Consider the following 20241-nt stretch of genomic DNA (forward strand, 5'->3'; position numbering starts at 1 on the left):
AGCCGTTGATGTTGATGGCCAGCGGCCATCACTACCGGGCCGTCAGCCCTTCCTGTTGATGGCCAGCGGCCATCACTGCCGTATAGTCTGCTCATGGACCAGAGCACGACGCTGGATCGCGAAGTGGCCCACCACGCTGCGCTTGATGCGCGGCTGGTCGAGGCCGTCGGTGGCATCCGGCTGCTGAGCCTCACCAGCTGGCCCGCCGCCCTGCAGTCCCCGTTCCTGGCGAGCATGGCCAGTGGCCAGCCGCGGTTGCCGCACGTGGAGTATCCACAGCTGGATTTCAGCGATGCGCGACGTACGCTGGCCGCGCTGACCGCCGAGTGCGATGCCGATCATCCGCTGGGTCGCTATGTCGCCGAGTCGGCGCAGAGCTGGGATGTCGCCGCGCAGCTGCTGGAAGGGTTGGGCACGGCCGCGGTCGATGCCTGCTCGGTGCAGCTGTTCGGATCGCCCGAGCAGCCGCTGCCGGGAAACGGACCGAGCACCCGCGATGCGGCCCGACACTTCATCCAGATCGCCACTGAACTGGATCACGAACTGCTGGCGCCGGAAGAGCAGGTGCCGGTCTCGGCGACGGCGCTGCAGTTGCAGCTGCAGGGCGATCTGGATGCCTTCTTCGAGTCGCGCATCATCCAGGTGCAACTGGATCCGCAGCTGGTTTCCAAGGCCGCTGCCGGTGCTACCCGCCTCCGCCTGCGGACCAGTGCGCGCTTCAGTGCCTATGACCGCGCGCAGTTGTTCCACCATGAAGCGCTGGTGCATTCACTGACCGCGCTCAACGGGCGTGAGCAATCTGTGCTGCCCAGCCTGGCGCTGTCCTCGCCGCGCGTCACCGCCACCCAGGAAGGCCTGGCGACCTTTGCCGAGCAGATCACCGGCAGCATCGACATCCAGCGCCTGAAGCGCATCAGCCTGCGGACGGAGGCCATCGCGATGGCACGGGAGGGCGCGGACTTCATCGAGGTCTACCGTTACTTCTGCGCGGCGGGGCAGAACGCGGAAGAGAGCTTTGCCTCTGCGCAGCGGGTGTTCCGCGGTGTACCACCCAGCGGTGGCATGGCCTTCACCAAGGACACGGTGTACCTGCGCGGGCTGGTGTCGGTGCACACGTTCTTCCGCCACATGCTGGCCGAGGATCGCCTGCAGGTCTGCCGGTGGTTGTTCGCTGGCAAGATGACGCTGACCGATGCGATCACCTTCGCACCGTTGTTCGAGGCGGGCATCCTGCAGCCACCGCGCTGGTTGCCGCAGTGGGTGAGCCGGGCCAATGGGCTGGCGGGGATGCTGGCGTTTTCCCTGTTCGCCAATCGGATACGGATGGATCAGCTGTTGCCGGAGTGAGTGCGGCGAACGGGTGAGACCCCCTCGTGGCGGGCTGTCGAGCAGGAGCCGTGGGTGGGCCGGGCGGTGGGGCTGGTCGGGGGACGCGCACAAGTACGTCCATGTAGCGCTCGTTTCGCGCCATCCATGGCGCGGGTCCACGCCATCGCATTCGCGCTGACGCTCCCACGCTTTGCTGCGCAAACCGCGGGCCCCGTCTCACCAGCACCCACACCCCGCCGCTTCGCGGCCGCCCCTGACTCAGGGGCTCCCTCCACCAGACGAGCCGGATCCGCCTTCGGTAGCGCCGAGCCATGCTCGGCGGCTTTTGCTTTTGCTTTTGCTTTTGCTCTCTCTCTCCCCCAACCCGGCGGGGGCGGCACACTGTCCGGAGGCGGGGCGAGGGAGCCATGCAGGACCCTTGAGCCCCCGGACGGGGCGAAAGGAGCCTACATGGACGTACTTGCGGCGTGTCCTGCATGGTTCCCTCGCCCCGCCTCAACCCATGAAACCAAACACCCGCCGAAGGTTAAAAATCCACACCCACTGTCATGAACACCTGGCGTGGTGCGCTGGCGTGGATCGCGTAGCGGGTGCCGGTCGGATCGGTCGGGGCGAACGAGCTCAACTGCCCGGCATAGCGCTTGTTGGTCAGGTTGGTCGCGTTGAGCGATACCTTGATGTCGCGCAGGCCCATGCCCGGTCCGAAGGAATAGCCCAGTCCGGCATCGAAGGTGGTCACGCCCGGCACTGACTGGTCGTTGGTGTAGGTGTAGTAGCGCTTGCCGGTGTACTTGGCACGCACGCTGGCGAAGAAGCCGTCGCGGTTCCAGCTCAGTTCGCTGGAGGCCATGCGCTGCGGGGTATCGACGGTGATCTTGCCGGCCACCGGCACGACGGCGCCGCCGGACGTGTAGTCGTCTTCGTAGGTGGTCTTGTTCCAGGACAGCGCGTTGTACCACTGCAGGCCGTCGATCGGCTTGAAGATAAAGGTCAACTCGGCGCCCTGGCTCTTGACCGAGCCGACGTTGATGAAGCGCGTGATGCATTCCGGCCGCGTGCCGACTTCGATGCTGGTGCACGGGTTGAGCGACAGCAGGCGGTTGTCGAACATCACGTGGTAGGCCGCCACGGACGCTTGGTACTTCTCGCCGAAGCGACGGAACCCTGCCTCGAACGTGCGTGACTTCTCCGGCTCCAGGTCATCCACGCTGGCAGCGAAGGACTCCGGGGATACCTGCAGGGGACCGCCACTGCCGCCGCCGACGAAGGCCGCGATGTTCTCTGCATACGAGGCGAACACTTCCTGCTGGGGACTCAGCTTGAAGCTGATGCCGGCCTGCGGCAGCACCGATTCCTTTGCGGTCAGCGTGCCGGATGCATAGAGCGATTCGGTGCCCGGCTTGGCGCGTGCGGTCATCCGGGTGTTCGGACTCTTGATGCCGACATCGACGGTCATGCGATCGTCCATGAAGCGCATGCGGTCCTGTACGTAGAACTGCCGCGTGCGGATGTCGAAGTCCTGGTCGAACAGGCGGCGATCCGGATGGTTGAGGTACGTGTCGTCCAGGAACGGGCCATCGATGTAGTAGAAGTTGCGTTCGACGTTGTGGTCGTTCTTCTCGTACCACAGGCCGGCCTCCAGCTCATGCAGACCCACGCGCCATGTCAGCGCCGCCGTGAGACCCTGGCGGTTGATGGTGTAATTGGTACTGCGGATCGAGATCGGCAGCGCACGGTCGGTGCCGGGGTGGGAGGGCTGGCCCGGTGCCCACCAATGGCCTTGGCCGCGGTTCTCGTGGTGGTAAGCCAGCAGCTTCAACCCGGCTGCGTCGCCCAGTTTGACGTCGGCATCCAGCGCGTACAGGTTGTCGTCGCGCAGCGCACGGCTCTGGTAGTACGCATCATCGATGCTGTTGACGCCGCCGCTGAAGGCGCAGCGTGCCGGATCGCGTGTGGCCGGTGCGCAGTACGCGGCGGCAACCGCGCGGTCCCAGTCCGGTGCGTAGATGTTCCAGTCATAGCCCAAGCCCCGTTCCAGCATGCTTTTGGACAGGTACGCATAGTTCGCCTGGCTGGCGCGCGAGGTCGCCGCGAAGGCGCCGAAACGGTTGTCACCGACCTGCCATACGGCTTTCGCATTGAACTGGCGCGTGGTCTGGTTCTGATATGGTGCGGCCCACATGTCGGCGTCCTGGTGCACACCGGAGACATAGGCGGAAAAACCGTTGAGGTCGCCGGTGTCCACGCGCAGATAGCCGCGACGCTGGTTGTCATCGCCGGCGGTGATGCTGGCGCGACCACCGAACTCGGTGGAGGGGTCCATCGAGAAATACTGGATGGCGCCGCCCAGGTTGCTGGTGGACGCGACCCCCAGCGAGCCGATGCCCTGCGAGAGCTCGGCGCCGGCAAGATTCTCGGCGATCAGTGCGCGGGCGATGCTCAGGCCGTTGTAGTTGCCGTAGCTGTTGTCGCCCAGCGGGATGCCGTCCAGCGTGTAACCGAGGCGGCTCTTGTCGAACCCGCGCAGGCTGATGGTCTGTGATTCCTCATTGGCCCCGAACGCATCGTTGGATTGCACCGACACGCCGGGCAGGCGATCCAGGATCTTCTGTCCGCTGGTGCCGGGCGGCAGTACCTGCTTGTCCACGGCCGTGATGCGCTGCACCTGGCGGGTTTCGCCTTGACCGATCACCGAAACGGCGTCCAGAGTCTGCGCCGTGACGGCGGTATCGGCAAGGGTTTCGCCGGCGGCGTGGGCGTTGGCGGCGCAAAGGGCGATCGCCACGGCAATCGTCAGGTGTCGGGTCTGCATGTCGGTCCGTTGCATGGGGGAAGGCCTGCGTGCTGCAGGTCACCAACCACTATGCAAAGCGGAAATGACGGCTTTTTGACGGTAAAGCGAACGTTCGTTGTAACTGCGACGCTGTTCGCTTTATGCAACGGGAACGCACGCTGGCACCCAGGGTAGCGCCGCGCCATGCTCGGCGAGCGCAGCGGAAAGGGCGTGAAGACCACCCGTCGTCACCCCCCCCGCGTGCCACCGCATCGCATCACCCCATGTACAGACCGCCGTTGACCGGATAGTCCGCCCCGGTCACGTACGCGGCGTCGTCCGAGGCCAGCCAGCCGCACAACGCCGCCACTTCCTCCGGTTTGCCCAGGCGGCGGATCGGCACCGAGGCCGCCAGCCGGTCCAGCACATCGGGCGGGAAACTGCTGATCGCCTGGCTGGCGATATAACCGGGCGAAATGGTGTTGACCGTGACCCCCCGCGCTGCGGTCTCTGCGGCGAGTGCACGGCTGAAGCCGTGCATGGCGGCCTTGGCGGTGGCGAAGTTGACCTGGCCGATCTGCCCCTTGTGCGCGCTGACCGAGCCGATGTTGATGATGCGCCCCCACCCACGCGTGGTCATCCCGTCGACGACCTGCTTGGTGATGTTGAACAGCGAGTTGAGGTTGGACGCGATGACCGCGTTCCAGTCATCGGCACTCATCTGCCGGAACAGCACATCGCGGCTGCCGCCTGAGTTGTTGACCAGCACGTCCACCGCGCCAACATCGGCTCGCACCTTGTCGAACGCAGTAGCGGTGGAGGCCCAGTCGGTGGCATTGCCTTCCGATGCGATGAAATCGAAGCCGAGATCGCGCTGTTCACGCAACCAACCGGCCTTGCGCGGCGAGTTCGGCGCGCAGCCTGCGACCACCGTGTGGCCCGAGCGTGCCAAGGTCTGGCAGATCGCGGTGCCCACACTGCCCATGCCGCTGGTGACGTATGCGATGCGAAGCGTCATTGGTTTCTCCAGGTTGCGGAATACGGGCCGCCTCAGGCGGACAGCGGATACAGCGAGAACAACAGGCCACCCGCCATCAGCAGCAGGGAAATCAACACCGCCCACTTCAGGGTGAACTTCTGATGGTCGGCGAACTCCACCTTGGCCAGGCCTACCAGCAGGTACGTTGAGGGCACCAGCGGGCTGAGCAGATGTACGGGTTGGCCGGCCAGCGAAGCGCGGGCCATTTCGACCGGCGTGATGCCGTAGTTGCCGGCGGCCTCGGAAAGGATCGGCAGCACGCCGAAGTAGAAGGCATCGTTGGACATGAAGAACGTGAACGGCATCGAGGCCAGCGCGGTGATCACCGCCAGGTACGGCCCCCAGCTCTCCGGAATGATCGCCAGGAAGCTGTGAGACATCGCTTCCACCATGCCGGTGTTGTTGAGGATGCCGGTGAAGATGCCGGCCGCGAAGATCAGCGACACCACCGACAGCACGTTGCCTGCGTGGTTGACCACCCGGCGGCGCTGCTCGGCCAGGTTCGGGTAGTTGATCACCAGGGCGATGGCGAAGCCCACCATGAACAGGATCGGCATCGGCAGCAGGCCCATGATCAGGGCGGCCATCAGCGCGGCGGTCAGACCGAAGTTCACCCACAACAGCTTCGGCCGCTTGATGTCTTCGGCGTCTTCAACCGTGGGCAGCGCATCGCCATCATCGGACACGCTGGAATCCATCCATGAGCCGCCCTGCGGCAGCGACACCACGCCGAGGCGGCGGCGCTCCTTCATGCCCAGGTACCACGCCAGCACCAGGATGCCGGCGCAGGCGATGACCATCGAAGGAATCAGCGGGACGAACACATCGGCCGGGTCGACATGCAGCGCCGTGGCGGCGCGTGCGGTCGGGCCGCCCCACGGGGTGAGGTTCATGACGCCGCCCGCCAGGATGGTCACGCAGGTCATGTTCAATGCGTTCATGCCCAACCGCCGATACAGCGGCAGCATCGCCGAGACGGTGATCATGTAGGTGGTCGAGCCATCACCATCGAGCGAGATCAGCATCGCCAGAACGGCCGTGCCCATGACGATCTTCAGCGGATCACCCTTCACCACGTTGAGGATGATGCGGACCAGCGGATCGAACAGGCCGGCGTCGATCATCACCCCGAAGTACAGGATGGCGAACATCAGCATGACGCCGGTGGGCGCGATCTTCTTGATGCCGTCGAGCATCATTTCATCGATGCCGGCACCGAAGCCACCGAGCAATGCGAAGATGATCGGGACGGTGATCAGGGCGACCAGCGGCGACAGTCGTTTGCTCATGATCAAATACATGAACGTAATGACCATGCCAAAGCCGAGGATGCTGAGCATCATCTGCGGACTCCTTGCGGAAAAGGGCGGGAGGGGAAGGGGAGGGGTCAGAAGTCGAACTGCAGGCGCCCGGTGACCGCGCGCGTACGGTCGACGGTGACGTCGGCCAGGCGATCGCGGTTGCGGCTCTCGATCAGGTTGAGCATGAAGCGCAGGTTGTCGCGCAGGTACCAGTTGCCGCCCAGCGTCCATGCCTCGGTGCTGCCATCGCGTAGGTCGGGCAAGCCGATGAGATGCTGGTCACCCCGCATCTGGTCATAGCGCAGTGCCAGCTCGAACGCGCCGGCCTTGTGCCGGATATCCTGGATGCGCGCGAAGCGCCCGGTCTTGCGGTCGTAGCCGCGCGACTCACCGGTGACGAACCAGCTCACCATCCCGTAGCCGGCCAGCACCTTGCCGTGCTGCAGGCCGTCGTCGAACGTGGCCCCGCTGAACTCGCCCTGCCACGACCACGGACCGCGTACCTGCGCATACTCCAGCGACCACTTGTCCACATCGGTATCGCGCCCGGCGGAGAAGTCGACCAGGGTCAACCGGCTTTCATCGGACAGGTGGCCTGCCGGACGTGGGCGGATGCGCAGCGCCGGGGCGCCGCTGGCACCGGGGTTGTCGTACAGCTCGCGCGCCAACGAAATACCCAGGTGCAGGACGTCGCCGGCCGCGGGACTCGGCGCCCACGTGGCACGGCCGCCGGCGGCGCGACCCTTGACCTGCCACGCGTCGATGCTCTCCAGGCTGTACAGGCTGGCCGCCCAGGTGAAGTCACCCGGATTGGCCTGCCAGGACGCGCCCAGGCGATACAACGGCGCCAGCGAGGTGCCCGCGTTGCCGCGCTCCAGAAAGCTGCCGTAGTTGGAGCCGGTGCGGTCATCGAGCGAGAAGTACTGCTTGAACTGACCGACGGTGAGCCGGCCGGCATCGCCGAAGCCGCGGCTCAGGTAGACATCCTTGGCTTCGACACGGTCGCCGGAGAAGTCGGCTTCCATCTTGTAATCGACGACGAAGAACTTGCCGGACACGTCAATCCACGCGCGCCGCACTTCGGTGTCGTCCTTGTTCGGCGTGCCGCGCCCATCGTTGTCGAACGTGGCGAAATCCAGATGCAGACGGCCACCGATTGCAGCGGTGACCGGGCGCTCATCATCCGCAGCAAACACCGGTGCAGCAGCAGACAACCACACCGCCCCGACCAGCGCACGACGACCGAAGCCCGCCCAACGAACAGAAAACTCTTCCACAAACCCTCCCAGGTGCGCGCCCGGCGCGCGGCCAACGTGGGCACCCGAAACAGGTGCGAGGCCGCAGTCTCTTCCCCGCAAGCTGTCATGCGCCTGTCAGCGGTTTGTGCAGTGCAGCGAACTCCGCGCATTCCGCCCGCCGAGCACGGCTCGGCGCTACCGCTTTTCATCTCCCTTCATACGCGGCAGGCAGCAACCGGGAAACCGTCAGGGCGACGGGCGGGGTGGGTATGCGGGGCCTTGAGCGGCAGGAGCCGCGAAGAGCTACATGGACGTACTTGCGCGTGCCCCGCATACCCACCCCGCCCGTCGCCAACCGGTAGTCCAGCTTCAGGGCAGCCGCGAGGGGGTCTCACCCGTTCGACCCACTCCCCGTGCGTTAGCATCTCAACTCCCCCGCACCCGACAACCGCATGCGCCTGCTGCTGGTCGAAGACAACCCGGACCTCGCCGATGCCATCATCCGCCGCATGCGCCGCAACGGGCACGCCGTGGATTGGCAGGCTGACGGCCTGGCCGCGGCCAGCGTCCTGCGCTACCAGGCCTTCGACCTGGTGGTGCTGGATATCGGCCTGCCCAAGCTGGACGGACTGCGCGTGCTGGCGGGCATGCGTGAACGCGGCGACAGCACGCCCGTGCTCATGTTGACCGCACGCGATGGCATCGAAGACCGCGTGCAGGCACTGGATGTGGGCGCCGATGACTACCTCGGCAAACCGTTCGATTTCCGCGAGTTCGAGGCCCGCTGCCGCGTCCTGCTGCGACGGGGCCGCGGCCAGGCCAGCGAGCTGGTGCAGATCGGCGGCTTCCAGTTCGACAACGCCGCGCACCGGGTAAGCCTGGACGGCGAGCTCATCGAACTGCCCAACCGTGAGTTCCGCCTGCTGGAGATCCTGGTCGGGCGCAGGGGCCAAGTGGTGGGCAAGGACGAAATCGGCAACGGGTTGTTCGGTTTCGACGACGAAGCCGGACCCAACGCCATCGAACTGTACATCGGACGACTGCGCCGCAAACTGGCGGCCGCGCCGCTGCGGATCGTCACCGTGCGCGGCGTGGGCTACATGCTCGAGGCGGCCCAGTCCGCCACCGGGGACATCGATGAAGCGCCGTGAGCGGACGGCGCCGCCGTCGCTGCGCCGCACGCTGACGCTGTACCTGGGCGTGTTGCTGGGGGTGTTCGCCGTGGCCCTGTTGTTTGCTGCACGTGACTACGGCCAACGCGCAGCGAATCGATCCTACGATCACCTGCTGGTGTCCTCGGCGCTGTCCATCGCCGATTCGGTGGCGCTGGTGGATGGCCAGTGGCAGGTCGACCTGCCCTATGCCGCGCTTGACCTGCTGGCCATGGCACCGGAAGACCGGGTGTTCTATCGGGTGGCCGACAGCCGCGGCAGCCTGATCACCGGCTACGGCGACCTGCCACCGGCGCCACGCGATGCCACGCGGGAAGGCCCGGCGCCGCAGCTGTTCGATGCCCCCTACAGTGGCGAGACCGTGCGCTTCGCCGTGGTGGCACGCACCCTGTCTTCGCCGTCCGCGCAGGGAGAAGTGCGGGTGCAGGTAGGGCAGACGCGGCGAGCGCGCGAAGCGCTGGCACAGGAAATGGTCAACCGTGCCCTGCTGGCCATCAGTGTGCTGTCGCTGCTGTCCCTGGCCCTGGTCGGCGTAGGCGTCCACCGTGCATTCCGTCCGCTGGTGCGCGTGGAGCGCGAGCTGTCGCGCCGAGAGCCCTCCGACCTGAGACCGTTGGATGCGCACGTGCCGCGCGAGATGGACCAGATGGTCGCGGCGCTGAATCGCTTCATGGAACGCCTGTCCAGCAGCAACGAAACGCTGCGGTCGTTCATGGCCGAGGCCGCCCACCAGATGCGCACGCCGCTGGCCGCCTTGCGCGCGCAGGCGCAGTTGGCGCTGGACGATGACGACCCGGAAGACATGCGTCGGAGTCTGCAGGCCATCGAGCGCAACGCCAGCCACATGAGCCGCCTGCTCAACCAGCTGCTGAGTGACGCCAGCGTCATCCACCGGTCGAACCTGCAGCGTTACGCGCCGGTTGATCTCGCCGAGACCGTGCACCAGGCTTTGCATGAGGCAGTGCCACAGGTGGATCCGATTCCGCGGGTGCAGTTGCTGGTCACCGCTGGACCGGTGTGGGTGCAGGGCGATGCGTTGCTGCTGCGCGAGGCGATCAAGAACCTGATCGACAACGCCATCAAGTACAGTGCGGCCGCGCCGTTGCAGGTGGCGCTGACGACCGAGGGCGACAGTGCTGTGCTGACGATCGCCGACCATGGCCCCGGCATCGCCGCTGCCGATGCAGAGCGGGTGTTCGAGCGCTTCGCCCGTGGGGAAGGCGCTGCCGCGGGCGGAGCCGGGCTGGGCCTGGCCATCGTCAAGCGGGTAGTCGATGCCCATGGCGGCCACATCGACCTGGCCAACCGCCGCGAAGGCGGGCTGGTCGCCACCATCACCCTGCCCCGGAGTCATGCATGAGCCGTCTGTTGGCTGCCCTGTTGCTGCTGCTCAGCGCCCTTGCCGCGCACGCCGAGCCGGGGGACGTGCAGCGCTTTCCGGCGACCGGGCCTGCCACGGGGGCCCTGCGCATCCATGGCAGCACGGACATCGAGGTGTTCGCGGTGGTGATCGCTGATTACCAGCGCCTGCATCCGGGCACGGAGGTGATCTACGAAGACATCATCACCCAGGACCTGCACGCGCGTTTCCTGGGTGAGCGCACGCGCGCGTCGTCCGCCGATCTGCTGATCTCCAGTGGCATGGATCTGCAGGCCAAGCTGGTGAACGATGGCCACGCGCTGGTTCATCGTTCGGCGCAGGCCGACACACTTCCCGCGTGGTCGAAATGGCGCAACGAAGCCTTCGGCATCAGCTACGAGCCGGTGGCGATCGTCTACAACACCCGCACGCTGCCTGCTTCGCGCGTGCCGCGCACGCGGCGGCAATTGCTGGACCTGCTGCGCGCGCCGGATGCGCCACTGCGCGGGCGGGTAGGCACCTATGACATCAACCGCAGCAGCGTGGGCTATCTGCTGGCCACGCAGGATGCCCAGCGCGGCAGCATCGCCGGTGCGCTGCTGGGTGCGCTGGGTGACAACCGCGTCGTGCTGGAAGAACGCACCGGTGTGTTGCTGGACAAGGTGAGCAGCGGCGAACTGTCGCTGGTCTACAACGTGCTGGGGTCCTACGCGCAGGCGCGCATCGACGATGGCCAGCCGCTGGGCATCGTCGAGCCGGAGGACTACACCCTGGTGATGTTGCGCACCGCGCTGATCCCGCGTACCGCACGCAACAGCGCCGAGGCCGGCCGCTTCCTGGACTATCTGCTGTCCCCGCGCGGCCAGCAGGTGCTGTCCCGCGAGGCGCGGCTGATGCCCATCGTGCGCGGCGGCGGCATCGGCAATGGCAGCCCGGAGCGCAGCCTGCGGCCTATCCAGCTCGGCCCCGGGCTGCTGGTGTACCTGGACGCGCTCAAGCGCCGGCAGTTCCTGGATGCATGGAACAGCAGCGTGCGTCCGGCGCGGTAGACGATGCACTGGGGTGCAGTCATCGACTGCAGCCTTTGGAAGGAGTCTTTGGAGGCAGCCGACTGAAGTCGGCTCTACAATGGCGGCATGAGCGAACTGAACCTGCTGGTGGCCGATGACCACCCCCTGTTGCGTGCCGCTGTGGTGCATTCGCTGCGGCAGGGGATGCCGCACGTCAACGTGCGCGAGGTGGCCAGTGCCGAGGCGCTGGAACAGGCGCTGGATCAGCAGCCGGACGTTGACCTGGTGCTGCTGGACCTGACCATGCCGGGCGCGCACGGTTTCTCGGCGCTGCTGCATGTCCGCGGTTCGCACCCTGACATCCCGGTGGTCATCCTGTCGTCCAACGACCATCCGCGGGTGATCCGGCGGGCGCAGCAGTTCGGTGCCGCCGGCTTCATTCCCAAGTCGGCGCCGCCGGAAACGATCAGCGAAGCGGTGGTGGCCGTCCTGGATGGCGGCTTGTGGTTTCCGGCAATGGCCGCTGAGCGCTCCGATGCCGATGCGTTGCTGGCCAGCCGATTGGCCCAGCTGACGCCGCAGCAGTTCAGGGTGCTGCTGTGCCTGGCCGATGGCCTGTTGAACAAGCAGATCGCCTACACCCTGGGGCTGGCCGAGAATACCGTGAAGGTACACGTCACCGCGATCCTGAGAAAGCTGGAGTGCCACAGCCGCACGCAGGCTGCCGTGCTGGTGAAGGCGCTGGAGCCGGAAGGCGACGCGAGCCTGGTGTAGAGGCGCGCTGGGTGCAGGTACACGCCGCGCTGCGCGCTCGCCGAGCGTGGCTCGGCGCTACCGGGGGAGCTGATGCCTGATGCCGCGCTGCGCGCTCGCCGAGCGTGGCTCGGCGCTACCGGAGAAGCTGATGCCTCATGCCGCGCTGCGCGCTCGCCGAGCGTGGCTCGGCGCTACCGGGAAGCTGATGCCTGATGCCGTGGTAGCGCCGAGCCATGCTCGGCGGAAACCGTCCGTTCCCGCGGCAGACATCCGCCGACCATGGTGCGGCGTTTACCGTTGGTGCCGCAGCAGCAGTTGGGTCATCAGGGCGCGCAGTGCAGGGGGGCGCACCGGCTTGGACAGGAACCCCCAGCCATTCGCCGACGCCAGCGCCTTCAGCGCATCATCGCGCTCGGCGGTGACCAGTACCACGGGGGGGCGGCTGCCCCACCGATTGCACAGCGCTTCGTACAGGTGCGGCCCATGGAACTCGCCCATGCGCACGTCCAGCAGCAGCAGTTCCGGCGCGTGCCCCGCGCGTGCAGCCTCCAGCGCCGCCTGCGGTCCGTCGGACTGTTCCACCTCACAGCCCCACTTCTCCAGCAGCGCGCGGGTGGCGGCGCTGACATGCGCATCGTCGTCGATGGCCCACACACGGCGTGCGCGCAGAGGGCTGTCCGCGGTGGTTTCCAGCACCACCGGCGCGCGGGTCACCGCCGATTCCACGACATCGCCTGAGTGGCCCAACGGCACCGCGACTTCGAACATCGTGCCGCTGCCGAGTGCCGAACGCAGCCGGATCGGATGCCCCAGCAGGCGGCCGATACGCTCCACGATGGCCAGGCCCAGCCCGGTGCCGCGCTCCTGTCCATCATGCAGCCGTCGAAACTCCTCGAAGATCTCCTTGTGCAGGCTCTCCGGAATACCCGGGCCCTGGTCATGCACCTGGATCCACAGCCGCGCGCCGTCGCGGCGGCATCCCAGCAGCACGCGGCCGCGCGGTGTATAGCGCAGAGCGTTGGACAGGAAATTCTGCAGGATACGCCGCAGCAGGTCTTCATCACTGACCACCACGGCGCGGGTGGGCACCCAGTGCAGCTGCAGCCCGCGGCCTTCGGCGGCGATGCCGAACTCGCGTGCCATGGTCTCCAGCAGGGGATTGAGCGCAAAGGAGCGTACCCGCGTCTGCAGGCTTCCCGATTCCAGCCGGGAGATGTCCAGCAGGCTGACCAGGATCGCATCCTGTGCCGACAACGCGGCTTCAATGTGATCAACGGTCTGGTGTTGCTCGGCGTCCGCCAGCTTCCCGCGCAGTACCGACACGAACATGCGCGCGGCGTTCAGCGGTTGCAGCAGGTCATGCACGGCAGAGGCCACGAAGCGGGTCTTGTAGCGGTTGGCCTGTTCCGCCTCGCGGCGTGCCTCGTCCAGGTCGTGCGTGCGCTCGACGATGCGATGCTCCAGGGCGTCGGCCAGCGACCGCAGCTCGCGTGCGGCGTTCTTGTAGCTGGTGATGTCGGCGTAACTGGTGACAAAGCCGCCGTCGGGCAGCGGGTTGCCGCGGATCTCCAGCACGGTGCCGTCATCCTTTTCACTCTCGCGCATATGCGGCCGCCCACTGCGCAGGTGGTTGAGCCGGCGTTCGATGGCTTCGTCGATCGGGCCTGGTCCCAGCAGGCCGCGACGCGCGTTGAAGCGGAATATTTCTTCAATGGGGCGACCCACCTGGATCAGCCCGGAAGGAAATCGGAACAGCTCCAGATAGCGCGAGTTCCAAGCGACCAGACGCTGCTCACGGTCGATGATCACCACACCCTGCGGCAAGTGCTCCAGGCTGCGGCTCAAGCCGCGGTCGGCATCCTGCGCCGCTTGCAGCAGCCCGTCCTGCGCGCTGCGCAGCTCCTGCGCATGCTGCTTGAGCAGGGTCTCCAGTTCGCGGCGGCTGCGTTGGCGGTGCGCGGACAGCCGTCGTCGTTGCTGGATGAACAGCGCCAGGAAGCCCAGCGCCATCCAGGCCGCGCCGCCGCCGATCGCGGCACTGCGGGCCACGGCGCTGGCCGCACTGGCGTCATGCAGCAGGTGCAGGTGCCACTCTTCTTCCGGCAGGTCGACGGTCTGCCATAGCAGCGAGCGCGGCATGGCCGGGTCGGCCATGCGCACGATGCGGCCGCCGTCGTCCAGCACGCGCTCGGTACGCGCGCGCAACGGCTGCAGCGCACGGTCGGCATATTGTCGGCTGGCCAGCATTTCGCTGCGCTCACCGCGCCCCAGCTCACGCAGCAGGCGATACCGCCAGGCGTCCTGGTTGGCGAGGAACACCACATCATGGTTGTCGCTGGCGAGCACGATATCGGAGGTGGTCAGCCACTCCTGTTCCAGCGCGGACAGTTCGATCTTGATCACCACCACGCCCAGCCGGATGCCGTCCGCATCGTCGATGGCGTGGGACAGGAAGTAGCCAGGCACCCCGGTGGTCATGCCGATGCCGTAGAACCGGCCGTGTCCGGTGGCCATGGCCTGCCGGTAATACGGCCGGTAGCTGTAGTCTTCGCCGACATTGCTGGACGGCTGGTCCCAGTTGCTCGCTGCAACCGCCACGCCGTCACGGCCTACCAGGGTCAACGTCGACGCGCGGGTGACCTGGTTGGCCTGCGAGAGCTTGAGGTTCAGCCGTTGGCGGTCTGCATCGTCGGGCGCGTGGCGCAGCGCGTCCAGCAGATCCGGGTCCAGGGCCATCACCTGCGGCAGGGTGCCGAAGCGATCGATCCGCTGCTGCAGGCCCTGGGCGTACAACTGCAGCTGACGCTGTACCTGCGCGCTTTCGCCCGCCAGCGCGCGCTGGCCTGCGAAGTGGCCGGCGGAGACCGCACACAGCACGGTCCCACCGATCAGCACCAGCAGGGTCATGGCCAGCTTGCGGTAGCGGGTGAGCCGGTACATGCGCCGAGTCTACGGGCAGGGCAGGTCGTTGACCCGACCTGCCCGCCGGCATCGGATCAGAAATGCATCTGCGCGCGGACTTCGAAGATCTCCGGGGTGGTGTGCACGCCACGGCGGCTGGCATCGGCCTTCACGTAGTTGGCCTGGAACTTGAAGTGGCTGGTGAGGTACCAGTTCGCACCGATGGTCCAGTTGTGTTCACGGCCACCCAGCACGTCGGCATCGTCCAGGTCCAGCCGGCTGTAACGCGCCAGCAGTTCCACCGCGCCGTATTCGCGCGCCGGCTTGATGTTGGACACGCTGCCGGCACTGTACGGGCGCGACTCGCCGGTCAGCACCCAGCTGCCCATCACGTACTGGCCGTTGCCGGTGTAATCCGGCTTGCCCTCGCGGGTGATCGTGGCCTGCAGCGCCTCGGCCTGCACCGAGAACGGTCCGCGGATCCAGATGCCTTCCAGGCCTGCACGATTGACCTTGTCCGCGGTGACAAGCGCACCGGAATCCACCAGGCGCAGATCGGTCAGGCCAGCCTCGGGACGCGCACGGAAACGGGCGGTGGCCTCATGGTGCACATCACGGCCATCACGCCAGCCGCGCGGGTTTTCCTGCGACAGCGCCAGGCCGAGGTGCAACACGTTGGCTTCGGCCTTCACCGGCGTCCACACCGCACGCACGGCCTGCATCGTGCCGGGGTTGTCGCCCTGCAGATCCTTGCCACCGTACACGCCTGCCTGCAGCAGGTAGGCCGGACGTTCCAGCACCCAGTCGAGACCGGTACGACGGCCGGCGTAGAACGCCTGCACCGGCATCGCGTACTCCATGAAGCTGCCGGCACGCGAGCTGGTCACCGCATCCAGGCCGACCGGGGTCTTCATGTAACCGACCCGGAACTTGCCGATATCCTGGCCAGCGAAGGCCTTGCTCTCCACGCGCAGGAACACGTCCAGCCAGGTGTCGGACTGGAAGTCGTAGTACACCATGGCGTCGTACACGCCCTTCTTCTTCAGCGTGGCGCCGAATTCCTTGCGGCGCACGGCGTCGGCGTTTTCGATGTCGCCGGAAAAGTTGTTCCAGTCGTAAGCGATGTTGCCGGTGGCGGCCAACTCGGTGCCGTCAGCGAACGCCACCTTGGTCGGCCAGTTGTCAAAGCCGGCCGCGTTGGCCAGCAGGGGGCTCGCGGCCAGGGACAGGGCAAGCAGGGTAGGGTTCATTCGCATGGGACGGCGGATCTCTATTCGGGAAGTGGAACAACACGTCATCCGCGTGGGCGGGTACGTCGCGACCGGCGCAGTGTAGGGGCAGAACCGGCAGGGAATCTTCCTGAACCGGGGGGGTAGTACCAATAGGCTATCTGCTACCGGGCCCCGGGCGCGTACAAAGAGCGCCATCAGATGCCGCGCCACGCACGCAACGTGCCGGGAGCGCCATTTTCACCTACCGGAGCTCGTCATGCACGTTCCCACCGCCACACCGGTGCCCACCAAGCCGCTGCCGTTCTATCGCCAACTGTATTTCCAGGTGGTGGTCGCCATCGTCCTGGGCGCCGTTCTTGGCCATTACGAGCCGCTGGTCGGCGAAAAGATGAAGCCGCTCGGTGATGCGTTCATCAACCTGGTGAAGATGATCATCGCGCCGGTCATCTTCCTGACCATCGTGACCGGCATCGCCGGCATGACCCACCTGCGCACCGTGGGCCGGGTCTTCGCCAAGGCGATGGCGTACTTCATGTTCTTCTCCACCCTGGCGTTGGTGGTGGGCATGATCGTGGCGCACGTGGTGCAGCCCGGTGCCGGCATGAACATCAATCCGGCCGACCTGGACCAGAGCGCGGTCAACAGCTATGTGGAAAAGTCGCACGACCTGACCCTGGTCGGCTTTGCGATGGACATCATCCCGAAGACGCTGGTCAGCGCGTTCGTGGATGGCAACATCCTGCAGGTGCTGTTCGTGGCGGTGCTGTTCGGTATCGCACTGGCGCTGGTCGGTGAGAAGGGCAAGCCGGTGCTGTCCTTCCTCGAAGCGCTGGTCGCCCCGGTGTTCAAGCTGGTGCACATCCTCATGCGGGCCGCCCCGATCGGTGCGTTTGGCGCCATCGCGTTCACCATCGGCAAGTACGGCGTCGGCTCGCTGATCAACCTTGCCTGGCTGGTGGGTTCGTTCTACCTGACCGCGTTCCTGTTCGTGGCGGTGATCCTGGGCGCGGTGGCGCGCCTGTGCGGCTTCTCCGTATTCAAGCTGGCCCGTTACCTGAAGGCCGAGCTGCTGCTGGTACTGGGCACGTCTTCTTCCGAGTCGGCGCTGCCGTCGCTGATGGAAAAGATGGAACGTGCAGGCTGCAGCAAGTCGGTGGTCGGCCTGGTGGTCCCCACGGGCTACTCGTTCAACCTGGACGGCACCAACATCTACATGACCCTGGCGGCGCTGTTCATCGCGCAGGCCACCAATACCGAACTGACCCTGGGCCACCAGATCGCCCTGCTGCTGGTGGCGATGCTCAGCTCCAAGGGCGCCGCAGGTGTTACCGGCGCCGGCTTCATCACATTGGCGGCCACGCTGGCCGTGGTGCCGGAAGTGCCGGTGGCCGGCATGGCCCTGATCCTGGGGGTGGACCGCTTCATGAGCGAGTGTCGCTCGCTGACCAATTTCATCGGAAATGCCGTGGCGACGGTAGTGGTCTCGCGCTGGGAAGGCGCCTTGGACCGCGACCGCCTGAAGCTGGCGCTGGACGGCCGCGAAAGCGAGCTGCCGCCGCCGGTGGATGCGCCCCTGCCCGCCGTGACCGCGAACATCTGACCCCTTCCACGTCAGGAGGCGGGGCCCGTCAGTGATGACGTGGCCCCGTCGTTTTTTCAGAGCTGACCCGCCGCGCCGGACCACGCGCGGCATGCGGGCAGAATCCCTCGGGTGGTGCGCTGCAGCATCCGCAGCGACAGCCCAGCGACAGGTCCGCAACGTACAACGGGGGTATGATCCCCTGTCCCTCTTGCCCATTCATGTGCCCAACGTCGATGTCCAACGAAGATTTCAAGCAGGCCGCCCTCGATTACCACCGCATGTCGCCGCCGGGCAAGATCAAGGTCACGGCGACCAAGCCGATGCTGACCCAGCGTGATCTGTCGTTGGCTTACTCGCCCGGCGTCGCGTATGCGTGCGAAGCCATCAAGGCCGATCCGGCGATGGCCAGCGAGTACACCGCGCGCGGCAACCTCGTCGCTGTGATTTCCAACGGCACCGCCGTGCTCGGCCTGGGCAACATCGGCCCGTTGGCCGGCAAGCCGGTGATGGAAGGAAAGGGTGTGCTGTTCCAGAAGTTCGCCGGCATTGATGTGTTCGACATCGAAGTGGACGAGATGGATCCGGACAAGCTGGTCGACATCATCGCCTCGCTTGAGCCGACTTTTGGCGGCATCAACCTGGAAGACATCAAGGCGCCGGAGTGCTTCATCGTCGAGCGCAAGCTGCGCGAGCGGATGAAGATCCCGGTGTTCCACGATGACCAGCACGGCACCGCGATCATTGTCGGTGCAGCGGTGTTGAATGCCATGGCGATCACCGGCAAGAAGATCGAAGAAGTGAAGCTGGCGACCACGGGCATGGGCGCGGCTGGCATCTCGTGCGTCAACATGCTGGTGCAGCTCGGCCTGAAGCCGGACAACATCCTGGCCTTCGACCGTGAGGGCGTGATCCATACCGGTCGTACCGACCTGGATCCGGAAAAGCTGCGTTATGCGCGCGACACGGACAAGCGCACGCTGGCTGAAATCGTCGACGGCGCGGATATTTTCCTGGGCCTGTCGGCGCCGGGCATCCTCACCGCCGACATGGTCAAGACGATGGCGCCGGATCCGGTGATCTTCGCGCTGGCCAACCCGACGCCTGAAATCATGCCGGAAGACGTGCGCGCGGTACGCGCCGACGCGATCATCGGCACCGGCCGTTCGGATTACCCGAACCAGGTCAACAACGTTCTCTGCTTCCCGTATCTGTTCCGCGGTGCGCTGGACGTGGGCGCCACCGCGATCAACGAAGAAATGAAGATCGCCTGCGTGCGCGCCATCGCCGCATTGGCACGCCGTGCCGCCACCGACATGGGCTCGGCGTACGGCGGTGAGACGCCGAGTTTTGGCCGTGAGTACCTGATCCCGCGTCCGTTCGACCGCCGCCTGCTGGTGGAGCTGTCCGCCGCGGTGGCCCAGGCCGCGATGGATTCCGGCGTAGCGTCGCGGCCGATCGCCGACATGTCCGCCTACCGGCAGAAGCTGTCGGAGTTCGTGTACCGCACCAGCCTGATGATGAAGCCGGTGTACGACCGCGCGCGCACCGACAAGCAGCGCGTGGTGTATGCCGAAGGCGAAGAAGAAGTCGTGCTGCAGGCCGTGCAGAACGTGGTGGACGAAGACCTGGCGCACCCGATCCTGATCGGCCGCCCGGACGTCATCGAGGCGCGTATCCAGCGCTTGGGCCTGCGCCTGAAGATCGGCGAGAACATCCAGGTCACCAACATCAATGACGACCCGCGCTTCAACGAGTACTGGCAGTATTACCACGGGCTGACGGGTCGCCGTGGCGTGACCGTAGCGGCGGCGAAGAACCTGATGCGCTCGCGGCCAACGCTGATCGCTGCGGTGATGGTGGCGCGCGGTGAAGCCGATGCGCTGCTGACCGGCGTGGTCGGCCGCTTCCACAAGAAGCTGGGCTATGTGCGCAGCGTGCTGCCGCTGGAAACGAAGGTCACCTCGACCTCGGCGATGACCGGTGTGATCAACCAGCAGGGCGTGTTCTTCTTCGTGGACACCCACGTGCAGGAAGATCCGACGGCCGAGCAGCTGACCGAAGCCACGCTGCAGGCGGCCTACCGCATGAAGCTGTTCGGCATCGAGCCGAATGTCGCACTGCTGTCGCACTCCAATTTCGGCAGCCACGATTCGAAGGACGCGCTGAAGATGCGCCAGGTCCGCGAGATGCTGCTCAAGCGCAACCCGCGTCTGAACGTGGATGGCGAGATGCAGGGCGACACCGCGTGGGATGAAGCGCTGCGCCAGAAGCTGCTGCCGGGCTCCACCCTGACCGGTCGTGCGAACCTGTTCGTGCTGCCGAACCTGGAAGCGGCGAACATTGCCTACAACCTGGTTCGCGTATTCACCGACGGCGTAGCGATCGGCCCGATCCTGATGGGCGTGGCCAAGCCGGCACACATCCTGACCAGCAGCGCGACCTCGCGCCGCATCCTCAACATGACCGCGATCGCGGCGGTGGATGCACAGATACGCAAGCAGCTGGAAGCCGAGAAAAAGGCCTGACGGCCTTTTTCGCAGCGGAACCG

At 66.2% G+C, this 20241-nt stretch carries 13 protein-coding genes; 7 read left to right on the plus strand and 6 right to left on the minus strand.

The genetic code is table 11. The annotated features are described in order from the left end of the window. Positions 1-93: 93 nt before the first annotated feature. A complete protein-coding gene (locus ABRP17_RS12155; RefSeq protein ID WP_188326212.1) occupies positions 94-1347 on the plus strand; it encodes a flavohemoglobin expression-modulating QEGLA motif protein in 1254 nt (417 codons plus the stop codon). Between the two features lie 508 nt (positions 1348-1855). Here ABRP17_RS12155 and ABRP17_RS12160 read toward each other — a convergent pair. From ABRP17_RS12160 to ABRP17_RS12175, 4 genes are all read right to left on the minus strand, one after another. Continuing rightward, positions 1856-4141 carry a TonB-dependent receptor domain-containing protein gene (locus ABRP17_RS12160; RefSeq protein ID WP_349986341.1) on the minus strand — a complete coding sequence of 762 codons (2286 nt, stop codon included), beginning with the start codon at positions 4139-4141 and terminating at the stop codon, positions 1856-1858. 238 nt (positions 4142-4379) lie between these two features. Continuing rightward, positions 4380-5120 carry an acetoacetyl-CoA reductase gene (phbB, locus tag ABRP17_RS12165; protein ID WP_188326214.1) on the minus strand — a complete coding sequence of 247 codons (741 nt, stop codon included), beginning with the start codon at positions 5118-5120 and terminating at the stop codon, positions 4380-4382. Positions 5121-5152: 32 nt separating this feature from the next. Then, complete coding sequence (locus ABRP17_RS12170) at positions 5153-6481, minus strand: CitMHS family transporter (protein WP_188327188.1); 1329 nt, start codon at positions 6479-6481, stop codon at positions 5153-5155. Positions 6482-6528: 47 nt separating this feature from the next. Next, a complete protein-coding gene (locus ABRP17_RS12175) occupies positions 6529-7719 on the minus strand; it encodes an OprO/OprP family phosphate-selective porin (RefSeq protein WP_372486763.1) in 1191 nt (396 codons plus the stop codon). 413 nt (positions 7720-8132) lie between these two features. Here ABRP17_RS12175 and ABRP17_RS12180 point away from each other — a divergent pair, with 413 nt between their 5' ends. From ABRP17_RS12180 to ABRP17_RS12195, 4 genes are all read left to right on the plus strand, one after another. Beyond that, on the plus strand, positions 8133-8831 hold the full coding sequence (locus ABRP17_RS12180) for a response regulator transcription factor (protein WP_192081289.1): 699 nt from the start codon (positions 8133-8135) through the stop codon (positions 8829-8831). Then, positions 8818-10212: a sensor histidine kinase gene (locus tag ABRP17_RS12185; RefSeq protein WP_349986363.1), complete on the plus strand. Its 1395-nt coding sequence runs from the start codon at positions 8818-8820 to the stop codon at positions 10210-10212. Before ABRP17_RS12180 ends, ABRP17_RS12185 begins: the two co-directional genes overlap by 14 nt. Next, entirely contained in the window at positions 10209-11261 is a 1053-nt protein-coding gene (locus ABRP17_RS12190) for an ABC transporter substrate-binding protein (RefSeq protein WP_349986364.1), read from the plus strand. The genes ABRP17_RS12185 and ABRP17_RS12190 overlap by 4 nt, the downstream gene beginning before the upstream one ends. Positions 11262-11348: 87 nt before the next feature. After that, positions 11349-11996: a response regulator transcription factor gene (locus ABRP17_RS12195; protein ID WP_188326218.1), complete on the plus strand. Its 648-nt coding sequence runs from the start codon at positions 11349-11351 to the stop codon at positions 11994-11996. A 273-nt stretch (positions 11997-12269) separates the two neighbouring features. Here ABRP17_RS12195 and ABRP17_RS12200 read toward each other — a convergent pair whose 3' ends face one another. Both ABRP17_RS12200 and ABRP17_RS12205 read right to left on the minus strand, forming a co-directional pair. Next, positions 12270-14918, minus strand: coding sequence for a PAS-domain containing protein (locus ABRP17_RS12200; protein ID WP_349986365.1), 2649 nt, complete (start codon positions 14916-14918; stop codon positions 12270-12272). Between the two features lie 56 nt (positions 14919-14974). Next, the gene (locus ABRP17_RS12205; RefSeq protein WP_349986366.1) at positions 14975-16135 is read right to left on the minus strand and encodes a porin; all 1161 of its coding nucleotides are present in this window, start codon (positions 16133-16135) and stop codon (positions 14975-14977) included. A 232-nt stretch (positions 16136-16367) separates the two neighbouring features. Between ABRP17_RS12205 and ABRP17_RS12210 the strand changes: the two genes are divergently transcribed. Together ABRP17_RS12210 and ABRP17_RS12215 are read left to right on the plus strand one after the other, a co-directional pair. Beyond that, positions 16368-17711 carry a dicarboxylate/amino acid:cation symporter gene (locus ABRP17_RS12210; protein WP_188326221.1) on the plus strand — a complete coding sequence of 448 codons (1344 nt, stop codon included), beginning with the start codon at positions 16368-16370 and terminating at the stop codon, positions 17709-17711. 215 nt (positions 17712-17926) lie between these two features. After that, entirely contained in the window at positions 17927-20218 is a 2292-nt protein-coding gene (locus ABRP17_RS12215) for an NADP-dependent malic enzyme (protein ID WP_188326222.1), read from the plus strand. Positions 20219-20241: the final 23 nt, after the last annotated feature.

It is taken from the genome of Stenotrophomonas sp. WHRI 8082, from assembly GCF_040223995.2.
Lineage (GTDB): Bacteria > Pseudomonadota > Gammaproteobacteria > Xanthomonadales > Xanthomonadaceae > Stenotrophomonas.